This window comes from Paenibacillus sp. PK4536, from assembly GCF_028594455.2.
GTDB lineage: Bacteria > Bacillota > Bacilli > Paenibacillales > Paenibacillaceae > Saccharibacillus > Saccharibacillus nuruki.
Genome location: NZ_CP126313.1, coordinates 2,080,111 through 2,094,735, shown reverse-complemented (window position 1 = coordinate 2,094,735; position 14,625 = coordinate 2,080,111). Strand labels below are relative to the sequence as shown.

Annotated in this window: 10 protein-coding genes; 2 read left to right on the top strand and 8 right to left on the bottom strand. The window is 40.1% G+C overall.

Annotated features, from left to right (window positions below; genetic code table 11):
• Positions 1-56: 56 nt before the first annotated feature.
• Positions 57-1,721, bottom strand: coding sequence for a GspE/PulE family protein (locus PO903_RS09560; protein ID WP_069326792.1), 1,665 nt, complete (start codon positions 1,719-1,721; stop codon positions 57-59).
• A 212-nt stretch (positions 1,722-1,933) separates the two neighbouring features.
• Between PO903_RS09560 and PO903_RS09555 the strand changes: the two genes are divergently transcribed.
• Positions 1,934-6,550, top strand: a complete 4,617-nt coding sequence (locus PO903_RS09555) for a DUF5057 domain-containing protein (protein WP_273593259.1) — start codon at positions 1,934-1,936, stop codon at positions 6,548-6,550.
• Between the two features lie 134 nt (positions 6,551-6,684).
• Here PO903_RS09555 and PO903_RS09550 read toward each other — a convergent pair whose 3' ends face one another.
• From PO903_RS09550 to PO903_RS09535, 4 genes are all read right to left on the bottom strand, one after another.
• Positions 6,685-8,505: a hypothetical protein gene (locus PO903_RS09550; protein ID WP_273593258.1), complete on the bottom strand. Its 1,821-nt coding sequence runs from the start codon at positions 8,503-8,505 to the stop codon at positions 6,685-6,687.
• A 49-nt stretch (positions 8,506-8,554) separates the two neighbouring features.
• A complete protein-coding gene (locus PO903_RS09545; protein WP_161594204.1) occupies positions 8,555-9,133 on the bottom strand; it encodes a PulJ/GspJ family protein in 579 nt (192 codons plus the stop codon).
• Entirely contained in the window at positions 9,117-9,653 is a 537-nt protein-coding gene (locus PO903_RS09540; protein WP_273593257.1) for a type IV pilus modification PilV family protein, read from the bottom strand. The genes PO903_RS09545 and PO903_RS09540 overlap by 17 nt, the downstream gene beginning before the upstream one ends.
• 276 nt (positions 9,654-9,929) lie before the next feature.
• Positions 9,930-11,054 (bottom strand): FAD-dependent monooxygenase, encoded by a 1,125-nt coding sequence (locus tag PO903_RS09535; protein ID WP_273593256.1) that lies wholly within the window; start codon positions 11,052-11,054, stop codon positions 9,930-9,932.
• Positions 11,055-11,365: 311 nt separating this feature from the next.
• On the opposite strand from PO903_RS09535, the gene PO903_RS09530 reads away from it, so the two are divergent.
• Positions 11,366-12,049 carry a DUF8580 domain-containing lipoprotein gene (locus PO903_RS09530; protein WP_273593255.1) on the top strand — a complete coding sequence of 228 codons (684 nt, stop codon included), beginning with the start codon at positions 11,366-11,368 and terminating at the stop codon, positions 12,047-12,049.
• A gap of 53 nt (positions 12,050-12,102) precedes the next feature.
• Here PO903_RS09530 and PO903_RS09525 read toward each other — a convergent pair whose 3' ends face one another.
• From PO903_RS09525 to PO903_RS09515, 3 genes are read right to left on the bottom strand one after another with little or no spacing between them, the layout of a single operon-like run.
• On the bottom strand, positions 12,103-12,624 hold the full coding sequence (locus PO903_RS09525) for an NUDIX domain-containing protein (protein ID WP_273593254.1): 522 nt from the start codon (positions 12,622-12,624) through the stop codon (positions 12,103-12,105).
• Between the two features lie 50 nt (positions 12,625-12,674).
• A complete protein-coding gene (locus PO903_RS09520; RefSeq protein ID WP_273593253.1) occupies positions 12,675-13,094 on the bottom strand; it encodes a universal stress protein in 420 nt (139 codons plus the stop codon).
• A gap of 18 nt (positions 13,095-13,112) precedes the next feature.
• Entirely contained in the window at positions 13,113-14,573 is a 1,461-nt protein-coding gene (locus PO903_RS09515; protein ID WP_273593252.1) for a SulP family inorganic anion transporter, read from the bottom strand.
• Positions 14,574-14,625: the final 52 nt, after the last annotated feature.

Here is a 14,625-nt window from a genome sequence, read left to right as displayed (position 1 = left end):
TCCCCCTTTAACATTCAGATCATGTTCATTATTTCTAGAGTGATAGATAGCTGTTATTAATAAGCAACGGTTTCACGCATCACTTCTTGAATAGTAGTTACACCTTCTGTGACTTTATGCAATCCATCTACCATCAGTGTGACCATATCCTGCGCTTGGGCAGCTTCTCTAATCGCTTCGATCGCTGCACCTTCGGTAATAATTCGGCGTAAATTTTGATCGATCTTAAGCACTTCCTGAATCGCTACACGTCCACGATAACCGGTTTTATTACAGTTACCGCAACCTTTCCCCCGATGGAGTACTTGTACATCTAAGCCATGAGTCTGAAGTACAATCTGCTCTTGATCAGTCGGTGTATAAGATTCTTTACAATCCGAGCAAATGCGACGCACTAAGCGCTGAGCGACAATCCCGATCAATGAAGAAGCAATCAGATAAGGCTCGATGCCCATATCTCGCAAACGCATAACAGTACTGACCGCATCGTTGGTATGAATCGTCGATAACACGAGATGACCTGTTAATGAAGCACGGACAGCAATTTCTGCGGTCTCATCATCACGTATTTCACCTACCATCACGATATTAGGATCTTGTCTCAAAATCGAACGCAATCCGGCAGCAAATGTTAACCCTATCGAAGGATTCACCTGAACTTGATTGACACCTTCTAATTGATATTCCACCGGATCTTCAATCGTAATCACATTGGAACTTTCGGTATTCAATAGATTAAGTGCTGAATATAATGTTGTTGTTTTACCGCTACCTGTAGGGCCTGTGATTAACAAAATGCCGTAAGGCTGTTCAATCATTTCACGAAACCAGACTGCATTTTTACGATCAAATCCAAGTTGTTCTACCGGCTTCACTCCTGTACTTAAATCCAAAAGTCGAAGCACGATTTTCTCGCCATGCATGGTTGGTAATGAAGATACCCTAATATCGACCATTTTGAGATCAAACTGTAGCTTTATTCGTCCATCTTGTGGTAAACGACGTTCAGCAATATTTAATTTCGCCATAATTTTAAGACGAGCCGTGATAAATCCTTGCATTTGCTTGGGTATATGACGTTCTGTCCGTAGCACACCGTCAATACGATAACGAATCACCACATCATTTTCACCGGGATCGACATGAATATCAGAAGCTTTCAAATGAACCGCTTGCTGTATCATCTGATTGACCAGTCGAACAATAGGTGAAGCTTCATCGGTAATCTCGGTTTCTTCGATCTCATCTTGCGTAGGCAATTCGCCCATCATTAGACTCATCGAATCGCGCAGTCCATAGTAATGAGCAATCGCGCGCTGTAATTCATCCCGACTAGAGATCGCTGGCTCAATACGGAAGCCAGTGGTCATCCGCAAATCTTCGATCGCAAAGTAATCCAGTGGATCAACCATCGCTACCGTTAATTTACTGCCATCTTTCATAAAAGGAAGCACTTGATATCGCTTCGCCATACTTTCAGGAATGATCTGCGTAATCGCTGGATCAATCTGATATTTAAAAAGACTCACATGAGGAATACCTAATTGAAGTTCTAACACTTCAATCAACTGCTGCTCCGTGATGAATCCTTGAGCTATTAATACATCACCAAGCTTGCGTTTGGATTTATTTTGTTCGGTCAAAGCTTGTTGCAATTGTTCTTGCGAAATTAGACCACTTTCAAATAGAAGATCGCCTAATTTCTTTTTCAACATTTTCATTCATTTCAACTCCATAGCCATTATGATGACGTACTTATGGATCCATATATGCTTACTTATTCAATAGATAGAATGACAACTAATAAATTGAGTGAAATGACTTTTTGAAATACCCTTTGCAACCGATATATATATCATCTACTCCATTTTTATCGGATAGCTTTACAATATTTGTTATATAACGAACTAGAAATATTAAGGAGAACTGATACATGAATATCAGAAAGCGCTGGATCCCTCTTGTTATCGTACTTTTATGCCTAATAATCATACCGATTACCCATATGATGGTGGGTGCTGCTTCCGCATATCCAGTACGTATTTTAGAAATTAGTGATGATGGAACGTCGTCACTAAAAAGCCAGCTTGCAAATGTGTCTAATTTCACTGTACGTTCGATTCGAATGAAAGAATTTGTAGCCCAACGTGAAGAATTAGACGGCAAATATGATGCCATCTACATTGGCAAAGGAACGTATAGCACTACAGGCGTTCAAGGAAATAATCACAATACCACTCCCGTCATGAACGATATTACACATCTCAAAGCGGATGATATTGTGAATAGTTATATCAATAAAGGATTACCGGTTATTTTGCACAATTCGATTCTGAGTCAGACGGCTAACACGTCCAAAGTTCAGGCAGATCAGCGTATTTTGTATGATACATTTGCTAAATACAATCAGACCGCATCCAAAGTGAATAATGTATTTTTTGTCGATGATAGTGGATTAACTGCACTTGTAACACAGATGAAAAATTCAAGTTCTACGATTAGTGCCTTACTGATGCAGCGTCCTCAGTTCACAGTGACTTCAGCACCTATTGATTATTCTGTGAACAAGACCAATGCTTACAAACAAGGGGATACGATCAATTTTGCTTTTAATGTAGATCGTATTACGGATTTTAGTAGTGGAGGGGTAGAAGCGAATCTGTATCTGGGAATCGATAAAGTGATTACGATGGATAGAGATCAACTGGTAGCGACGACTTCGCTCACTCAATCCAATGGAACTCTACAATATAAGCTTCCCAAAGCGTATTCAGGTCTACTGTATTGGAAATTAGAAATTGTAGATCGTCAAAGTAGCGGACAACTCAAAAACTACACCACAGGGATTATTCGATATCAAGATGAAAAAACCGTCGTGCGTGTCCTTCAAGTATTACCTTCTGATGGAAATGCTAGTAGTCTGTTAAACACTGCTAATATGACACAAAGTTATCTCAATAGTGATAATTATAATTTGAATATTACTGTCAAATCGTTCAGTGAATTTAATACGCCTGCTGTCTATGGCACGTTAAATGGAACGTACGATATGCTTGTGTTTGGTTTTCGGGATGAATACAATCAGTTCGCTCCGTTAACCGATGCTTCTGCGACAGCGGTTCAGAAATTTATTGCGTCTGGTCAAGGGGTTATGTTTACCCATGATACGATTTATGACAAAAGTAATACTAACTCTAGCCGATGGCTAAGCTACTTCCAGCCAACTTCGGGTCAGATTGCACCCAAAACGAATATTGGTCTGAATGCAGTCTCTGCTTCTTCAAGTACAGCTGTAGTCAATGATGGCTTATTAACACAATATCCATTTGACCTCAGTCAAGCGCCTACAAATACCGGCGGTTATGTAGGTCAAATCAATCTTACGCATGACCAGTACTATACGCTGAATTTGGAAGATCCCGATGTCGTCTCCTGGTACAACATTATTGGTAGTAGTCGGGATGCCGCTGATAGCTGGAATCATTACTATACGTATTCCAAAGGAAATGTAACGTATTCAGGTACAGGTCATACCAATAATAAATTCCCTCAATGGGAGCAGAAATTATTTGTAAATACGTTATATCGAGCATTTATCGGATCGAATCATGCTCCGTATATCACAATCAATGCCCCAACCGATCAGAGCACTAAGCCTTCTTATCTGAAAGACCTTGTTCTAAGCTATATGCCGAATGACTTGGATCTTAAAGATCGTAACGTATATACTAGCGTCAAATTCAAATCAAATGGCGTGTATCTGCCTGATCTTGAAATTTCAGAAAAAACAGTCTTATCCGGTCAAAATGTAACCGAAACATTTACCAATCCTTTACCACAAGGCGGTAATCTTCAAATTGAAATTACAGTCCGTGATAAGCAAGGGGCTGTATCTAAGCAGATCACAACATTAAATATTCAACAAACGCGTGCCAATTTGTTAACCGATCGCAAAATTGTATCCGGTGTACAAAATGGAGAAATTCAGCGTAATGCACCACTTACAATGTTGTATTCAGTGACTCCGCAACCGATTGCTATTCAAACCGTCAATTCACAAGAACAAGGGTTTAGTAAGCTTCTTATTTCCAATATTCAATATACCGAGAAGTTGCCACCCAACTTAGAAATTGTTGGTAATTTACCTGAAGGCATGACCAAAGAAGGTACATTAGTTACAGGCTATACATTGAAAAAGACGTTAACTGATATTCCGTACACTCTAACGACCAAAAATAATGTTCAATCGTATACACCGGATAATCCAAATGCACTTACCTTCTCGGTAGCCGTAACGCCCGTCAGTAAGGGTACGTATAATTTGGTTAATGCCAAGCTAGATTACGCAGATATTCATAATGCTTTTGAAACTATAAGCGATCTTGGAACACCCGGAGATTACAATATCTTTATGCTAGGCGATATCAATATGAATGCTTCTGGATTTTCAACAGAAGGTCGTGTTGCAGGAGCTGGAACAGTGACGCTAGCCGGTGGATTCAATATCGGAACCAAGCTTACTTCTGCCGCAACAGGAACAGGCGTATTGGTAGCAGGTAAAAATCTGAATTTGAGTCTTGCAGGCGGGACGGTCAATTACGGGAATGCTGTTTATGGAGGAATTGCATTTAGTCCTTTCTATATCAAAACGGTAAAAGGCACTCCGATCGACTTCGATGCCGCAGGTGCACAGTTACTCAAAAAGACAGACCGATTAGCAACGGTTCCTGCTACAGGAACAACCAAAGTGGAAACGTCGGGTACGATCACATTAACAGGTACAGACCCTACCACTAATGTATTTAATGTGTCAGGTGCAGACGTCAGCAAAACCAATTCATTTAATATCAATGTACCCGCAGGCTCAACGGTACTGGTTAATATTGATGGAACAGTTGTAAATATGAGCGGTGGATTAACCGTAAGTAGTGGTGTTGATCCTAAGAAAGTATTGTTCAACTTTAGCGGAGCCACTGCGCTTAATCTAGGCAGTATCAATATTCCGGGTACAGTACTTGCTCCACGAGCAGCGGCTACCTTCGGCGGAGATATTCGAGGAACATTGATCGGAGGATCATTAACAGGGACAGGGCATAGCGCTTCACTTTATCCATTTGAAGGCGATATTCAAGTTGCTACGCCTGTACCTACCGAACGGGTCAATATTGTATTCCCAGATATTATCTTCTCATCTGTAGTGCGAATTACCAGTCTGCAATTGCCTAACGATACCTTATGGGTGGGCGATCAGAAAACATTAATTCCGATTGTTTTACCAGCAGATGCGAATAACAAAGTACTGCAATGGAAATCAGACAATCCGGCTGTTCTAACCGTAACACCTACAGGTGAAAATGGAACAATCACTGCTGTTGCACCGGGTACAGCTCGTATTACGATTACATCAACAGATGGTAGCAATATTTCTACAACAGCCACCGTTGTGGTGACGAATCCAGGGGTATCTATTGTGGGAGCAGATCAACTTAAAGTGGGCGACAGTACTACATTACAAGCGATTCTAGTACCCGCTAACCCTAAAGCAACTGTCACATGGACATTTAAAAATCCAGCAGACAAAGACAAAGCGACACTGACTCCAACCACTCTCGATCCATGGAAAGTTGTTGTTCGTGGCTATGATTCAGGAACAGTAACACTGGTAGCTACAGTGACGACCAATGGGGCGCCAAGTCGTACCTATACAGACGAACATCCGATTGTGATCACTAGACCGGTAGAGAAAATTACTATTCAAGGTCCAGATACAGTCGCTGTAGGTTCAACGATTAATCTGCAAGCGATCATTTCTCCTGCGAATGCAGATGTACCGAAGTATAGCTGGTCATTTGAGAGTCCAACCAACTCTACAATAGCTGGAATCACTTCCGGTACAGGCGATACCGCTACAATTACAGGAAAGCAAAAAGGAATAGTCACTGTAGTCGTAAATGCAGGTGGGATTGAAGTGAAAAAACAAGTACAGGTGGTTCAACCTGTGCAAGGACTATCGATTATCGGAGCCAACAAAGTCAATATTAGCGAAAGTATTAAATTACAAGCGATCTTAACACCAGCGGATGCGGATATACCTGATTTCAAATGGTCTTTCGCTGATCCTGCTCAAAGCAGTTATGCTACGATTATAGGCACAGGCAATACAGCAGTCGTCACCGGTATCCAAAAAGGAACAGTGACCGTAGTCGTTAGCGGAGGCGGTAAGCAAGCACAATTGGATGTGCAGGTTGTGCCTGTACTCACTGGGTTACGATTACCAAGTGAGATCCAGATTTGGGAAGGCGATTCGATGAATCTTAACTCGGTATTGTTCTTCACTCCTGCGAATGTCGACTTAACCGCTGCTCTACAAAATGCGCTTCAATGGAGCACGACTAACACAGGCAATATCACTTTAACCAAAGATGGTATTGTGAAAGGAATACGGAAAGGAACAGCTGAAGCCACTGTGATCTATACCGATCAAAATTCGATTCGGGCAACAGTTACGATTAAAGTACTCGCCAAAAATACAAACGGTGATCGCTATTAATTCATTTCCACAGTTGATCATTCAATAACCATAAACAATACCAAAAAAGGCACTTACGATCTGAACAAAGATCATAAGTGCCTTTTTATTGTGCAACTGTACGCTTGAGATTCGCTATACAGCCACTCTATTCCTTATTTAAGTTCTAACTTACCTACACGTACATTCACTTGTTGAATCCGTGGTAATCCTGCCTGTTGATCTGCATATACTCCTTCATTATAGGTTACCCGGAAACGACTTCCTACATTGGAAGAAGGATTGACTTCGATATCGCTTGCGCCTCCGACAGCATCCCCGACCACTGCATTAACAGTCAGATCGCCTTTAGCAAAAAAGCCTCCATCTAACCAGAATACCGATCCGACCCCATACAAATCTGCCGCAGCTTCGGTGTAAAAGAATCCTTTAATCGTTGTCGGTGTACTACTGAATGCTTCGATACGATTGAGTAAAATACCACCTTTGGACATTAAGACAACCTCTTTGCCATTTAACCCTTTGATTGTAGCGTCTTGAAGAACAGTTGTATAATCGGCTGGATTGCTTGGTTTCTTCATGACATAAATAGTTGCGTCCAAATCAGCTTCTCCCTGAATATTCACATTACCTGCGGTAAGCATATTGGCACGAATCTGAATCGAATTTTTCTGGTAATTATCAATCGTCAAATTCCCATTGAGCAAAAACCATTTTCCTGCTTTTTGTGCATAATTCAATTGATTAAAAGTAACGCCATCCAGTTCAAGATCACCGTTAAATAAAACAGATTGGTCTAGAGTAGCAAGTGTGACTTTAAGTTTAGCCATCTGTTCTTCATACGACTGCATAGCGGCAACCGCGGCATTGTATTGATCCCACTCGGTAGATGGAGCACCTATTGCAGGACGAACTGGAGTAGCTGGCTTGGTGGGTAATGTTAATTGCTTGATGCCATACCGTTTGGCAACATCGGTCATCAGTTGAGCTGGATTCTGTCCGGTATTGATGTACATCGTCTGGATATCATTTCGATTGACCGAGACCGCTTCAGCAATTTTGTCGATAAAGGTCTGATCCAGATTGACCTGTACGAATTTCTTTTTGTTTTTGATATTAACTTGTTCTAATGAAATGCCTAACACTCGTCCTAGACTATCATTAGCCAGTGTAGGGTCCATATTAATCGGCGTATACTGGTTACTGACTTTCTCCTCTTGAATCGCTTCTAACGATTGTACATAAGCATCTCCATTAAGATGTGGGTATTGAGTCGCTTTGGTATGACTGGCTGCTTTGTACGTATAGCGAGCCGTATGACTGGTCATCAGACCATCACCTGCGTAGATATTGCCTATAATATTGGGTGCTCCATTTAGAATCAGATTATGTTCTGAACCCAGTGCATAACTTAGAAATTCGGGAAACGTATCAATATTTACTTCTTGTACCAGCGTGCGAACTACACCATTTACATTGGCTTGCGCCGTTAAAGTAAGTGCATACCGGGTTAACTGGGCAGTTGTACCTTTCTCTGGTCCTTTATAAACAATAGACATCAGCTTAGACTGCGATTGCCCTGCTCCTGAGACTTGCAGATCGGTACTGGTCTTTACACCTGCATTGATCTGATTCTGAATCTGTTGCGTAATACTCAGAATATCTGTATTTAGACTAATCGGATCAATATTTTGCTTCTGATCCAATTGAGCCGTAATATAAGCTACCGTTTCATCCAATGACTTCTGCGCTAGATGTAGACTTTGTACATCATTTTCCCGTGTTTCGGTGCGCTTGGCTCCACCTACGGTTGCACTTAATACTGCCAGACCCAATACAGTCAAGATCAGAACGACAAACATCACCATGACCAATGCCGATCCTTGCTCTTGCTTATATGGAACAGATCTACCGTTAGTATAGGTATGACCTAGCCACAGCCGAATCTTGTGCGTCCACTTTCGAAATACAGACATGGATAACCTCCTTTTTCAACCTCTAGCCTTATCCTATGAGTATGGATTATCAAAATCCAAAATTACTTTCAAGCACTAGACTTTTACTCTGACCTTGTACTGTCTGAGCCAAAGCTAATTTGATCTGAATAATGCCGCTATTATAGACTGTTCGACCATCGGACTGAATCTGGATAAACGAACTATCTCCTAACTGAGACTGCACCGCTCTAACCTGATCTTTGGGAAGTACAATTGATGTTACTGTAGAAGAGCTACTAATACTCTGCAAATCACCGATATAGAGTGACCCTGCTTGCATATAAATATTCAAAGCTTCTATCGTACCTGTTCCACTCGTTATAGCAGGGTCACGTTCCAGACGGATGCCTATATTTTTGCCATTTACAGTTAACTGACGAACTCGATCCGGTGAAAAAGTGTATAGCTCTGTAATAATCGAAGACATCAAAATATCGCCTTCATCACGCAAAGAATTTTCAACTTTGATCTGGTTGTAACTACGCATTCCAAAATGAGCCACTCCATAGACCATCGTCATGACCATAGCTACCAACAGCAGTGTGGGAATCATTTCGACTAATGTAAATCCGTCCTGACGACGTAATCGATCAACGAATTTTCTCATCTGTGATATATCCCTCCACAATCGTTCCGACCTGACCTGCTTTTTCCTCAGGTCCATGTACACTGATCTGGATAGGAAGCAGATATGTTGATTCTTGGGCTTTGGCTGTACCTGTTGTACTGCTAGAAGTCGCTGTTGGAAGTAAGTTCTTCTGATATTGAATAGCGACTCGATATTGCACTCCATTAACAATCGGATTCAATACCGCAGCTAACACTTGAGGTTGTTCCACCAGCGTAGCGTATAGACTGCAATTACTGATCGACTCACACTTTCGGCTATCGACAGTAGAATTGGATTGAAAATACATTTTCCATGTATCAAAATCTTGCTTTTCAGTATAAACTAATGCGTTACGCGCCAGATTCACCATCACTGTTTTATTCGCATTCGTTTTGGCATAAGATAAAGAATCGCTAAAGTAAGACATCAATACTAATGAAACAATCGCCAGAATAACGATTGACGCCATCACTTCGATCAAGGTAAAGCCCTCTTCATATTTGCGATACTTTTTCATCGGTAGGCTCCTTTTTCTCTAGCTGTCATCATAGATGTAGCATCCGTTCATTAGAGATATGCTCTTATCTACTTCTTCGACCAATAACGCTCTTAACTTTATACATCCTTTTTCAATTTCAAATATAGACTCTTCCAGAAACGATAAAATGCCTGATGAATCGTCAAACCTTCCTAATTTTGTATACATCTATCTAGCCGAAATAAAGACAAAGAAAAAAAGCACCTTATAGGTGCTTTATAGATCATGGTTATTTAAATAGCATAATATCTGTACTTAATAGGCTCTTTCTAGTAAAGCATCACACTGCTGAATAATCTCTTGTTGCGACGATTTACCAGACATTTCATTAATCAGCAACTCTTCAGATAACCGTTGCACTTCTCGTGCTCTTGGATATCTTCGGTCATAATAAGCCGATAACGCTTCAGATAACGAGTGATGTTGATCTATTTCCTCAGCTAACACGATCGCATCTTCGATAGCCATAGCTGCACCTTGTGCCAGATTAGGAGCACTTGCATGAGCCGCATCTCCGCCGATCACAACACGTTGGCTATACCATTTTTCTTTTAGCACAACCTGACGAATCATATTAAATAAGATAGGGCTATCCGGTTGGAAACAGTTGTTCAGGAAATCTTTTTTCCATTGAAACGGTTCTAACATATTGCGTACCGTATCATAACGTTGTTCTTTCGGATCACGATAATCTTCGTCAACAGGCTTCAAAATAAACATATATCCATCGGTTGCAGTTAACGGAAAAATACCTACTTTGTTGTCTTCATTTAATAGCATATAACTTGTTGTCGTTAATGTACCGGCAGGAAACTCAATCGGTACACGCCATGAACCCATCCCTAGATAAGACGACTGAACCTCGCGTTGAAGCATCATATTGCGCACTTTCGAACGAATCCCGTCAAAGCCTACAAGCAGATCCGCTTCTAAGATCGTATCATCTTCAAAATAAACGGTGACCCCGTGTTCATTTTCTTCATATGTTTTCAGCTTTTTATTCCACTGCATCGTCACACCCAGTGACAAAGCTTTAGTGAGCAAAATATCATTTAGACTGGAGCGCCAGATTGAGTTACGACCCGGTAAATCTTCATTCAAAAACTTCTGATTAACCTCTAACAGTACACGTCCTTCTTTGTTCAGAATATGCATACTATCTAACTGTACCCCTTGCTCCAGACACTCTTCGTAGACACCCAAATCTTTTAATACTTTAAACGTGTTCTGAGGTTGTGTAATGCCTGTACCGGCAGGTGCATCATGAGCGCTACCTTCGCATAAAGTCACTTGAAGCCCTATTTTCCGCAAAGAAATCGCAGCCGATAATCCTCCGATTCCTGCTCCGATAATAATTACATTTTCTATAGTGTTCGACATAATGCAGCTCCTTCTGTGTAATAAAACAACTCGATGATTGAACAGCATTTTCAACTGCATCTAGAAGAATAGTTAAAAATAAGCTATATCTCATATTTTACATGTAAAATTTTTAATATGTAAGATTGCTATTTTTGCAAAAGTGTGGACAAAGAAGGATATTATTTCCTATTTTTAAAAGAAGAGCCTATACACAATTGGTTCTATTCTATTAAAGTTTATGTGCTTATCCTCTACCTTCAATATATGAAATTGATCAAAAAGGTAATATATCCAGCATTGAGTTCGTCTAACTAGAGGAGGTGTTCATCATGAATGCAAAAAATCAAAGTTTAACTATAGCTTCTGTATTATTGCTTACCCTCACTATGACAGCCTGTCAAAAGCAAACAACGGTTCCAGCTACAGATTCGCAAACCAAGCCAGCAGTATCTACGACCACAGAGGATCAACAGGTGGATAAAGATCAGGTAGCAGACAGTACAGAATCTTCAGAAGACGAAGCAACAGCTTCAATAGTAGAACGTGAATCTACGAAGTCTTTCGATATGGGAATGGGCGATAAACGAACAGCTACGCTTAACAAGAGCAATGATTATTCATTATATGTGTTTGATGGATACACATTAGATCCTGCAAACCATCGCCTTCAATTGACGAATAATCCTAAATACTATGCCGACATCGAAAAATTATCTTCTGATTTCAACCTAGACGAGTTACGCACAAAAGGAATAAAAGAATTGGCAGCGTATGGCGAAGCAAAAGAATATAAAGGCGACCAATTAGCTGAAGGTCCAATGGTACAGGCAAGTTTACTGTTACAAGTTTCGAATGAAAAAGGATTGTATGATTATATTGTCTGGGAAGATGAACAGAGTAAAGATGCTTATATTTTCCGTGTACAGTCTCCAGAAGGCAAAGAATCTGAGACTTTCTTAACACCAGCCCTCACATCGTTATCAAGTATTGCGTCTACCGAACATCAGAATTAATACTATAAAAAAAGCCATCGATCCTTATCTAGGAGTCGATGGCTTTTACTATATTAAGATAGTTGCTCAGAAGCTATTAATTCCAAGATCAACGTTTCTCGTTCAATTGAAAAGCCCATAGAAGGCTCTTGATTCATCATGACTTGTCGGTTATGAACAATAGCTTCATTCAGATTAATCCATAATGCAGACATTCCGTTCGTAATCTCATATTCTTCTAGCTGAGTGTCTCCCAGTTGCTCATCAATCGTACATATATAATAGTAAGATAACATACGAATCAAATCATATTCCGGTTTATAATAAGGACGGAACTCTTCAATATAGCCTAATTCTCGTACAATTTTAACATTGGTCGCTCCGGTTTCTTCTGCAAGTTCTCTGCATAGTCCCGTATACAAATCTTCATGCAGTTCAACCCCACCACCTGGAAAACTATAATCATTGTATCTTTGGGTATATAGCAGTAGAATCTTATCTCCTCGCATAATAATAGCCCGAGCAGCTTTACGTTCAAAACAATGTCCTTCAAGCGAAGTCAGATCATAATGAACCAATCTGTGAATCAACTCCATAAGTTGATATTCCTTTCTACGGCTTTGTTATATTTTTGAATACTCCGTTATTACTTAACGATCAGGACAGGGCAATGTGCTCGTTTCACCACTTTATGACTTACACTTCCCAGAACCAATTCTTGAAGCGTATTTAATCCACGACTGCCTATAACAATCAACTCTATCTGATGTTGCTCTGCATATTCAACAATCGTTGAACCAGGATCACCATTTGTAATCGTGAGACGATAAGAAATGTGTGCATTTTCAAATGGCTCTTGAATAGGCAAAAGTCTTTGTTTTCGCTTAAATTCAATATCTTCATGATTTTGAGAATGTAGTACTTCTTCTTTTACTTTAGATGGATCGACTACAAATAAAATTTGAACTGTAACATCAGACATAGAAGAAACTAATTTAACTACTTCGTTAGCCGCACGAATCGCATTATCTGAACCATCTGCTGCAAGTAAAATATGTTTATACATCGAAATCGCTCCTTTGTATTAGTGTACTTTTGATTTTGCATTTTCATCGTGATAGACACCTACTTTATTAATAATCTTTTCACTAGAAGTATTTAATCCTTTTACCACTACATGATTGCCGAGAGAACGGAGTCGAATAACCACTTTATCGACAGCACCTACACCCGAATCGTCCCATACATGAGCATCTGAAAAATCGAGAGTGATTTTAAAATCGCTAATTGTATAGTCAAAAGAATCGACAAAACTCTCAACAGAAGCAAAAAACAGCTGTCCTTCTACGCGATATACTATCGTCTGTTGTACATACTGAGAAACCACTTTAATGGTAGAGATTTTGGCTACAAATAAAATAGCACTTAACAAGATACCTGCCAATACACCAAGAGCCAGATTATGAGTAGCCACCACCACGATCACCGTCACTACCATCACAAGCGCATCACTTTTCGGTGCTTTACGCAGATAGCTAAATGAACTCCAATCAAATGTTCCAATCGCAACCATGATCATGATTCCCGCTAATACAGGCATGGGAATCTGAATCACTAATCCGCCTAGAACCAAAATCAAAAACATCAAGAAAACACCTGCTATCAATGTAGATAATCGGCTACGTCCTCCTGAATTGACGTTAATAATCGACTGCCCGATCATTGCACAGCCTGCCATCCCCCCAAAAAATCCAGTAACAATATTAGCTATACCTTGTCCACGTGCTTCTTTATTTTTGTTACTGCCAGTCCCTGTCATATCGTCTACAATCGATGCCGTCAAAAGTGACTCTACCAGACCCACTACTGCCAAAGAAATCGAGTACGGTAAAATAATCATCAATGTTTCTAGATTCAAAGGAATGTTAGGAAGAAGAAATGAAGGCAAAGATTGAGTAATCGTACCTAAATCCCCAACAGTTCCAATATGAATATTCCCCCAGATTGCTATGGCCGTTAACATGACAATTGCGATAAGGGGTGCTGGAATAGCTTTGAAAAAAAGAGGTAATACATACACAATTAATAACGTAATACCAACAAACAAATACGTTGTAGTAGAAATCCTCCAAAAATGCGGAATTTGAGCCATAAAAATAAGAATAGCTAAAGCATTCACAAAACCAATCATAACCGCTCTAGGGATAAACTTCATCAGCCTAGCTACTTTAAATACACCAAATAATATTTGAATAACACCCGTTAATACTGTAGCTGCAAGCAAATATTGTACCCCATGCTCACGCACTAGCGGAACAATCAGTAATGCCATTGCGCCTGTCGCTGCTGAGATCATACCGGGACGTCCACCAATAAAAGCAATAATAACCGCAATACAAAACGAAGCATATAAGCCTACCATTGGATCAACACCAGCAATAATCGAGAACGCTATCGCTTCTGGAATCAGAGCAAGCGCCACTACAATACCTGCCAATACATCTCCTTTCACATTAGAAAACCATTGTTCTTTGATCGTATTCATAAACGTCTATTCCTCTCCTATTCTTTGTATAATGACTTTTAACTCTCATAAA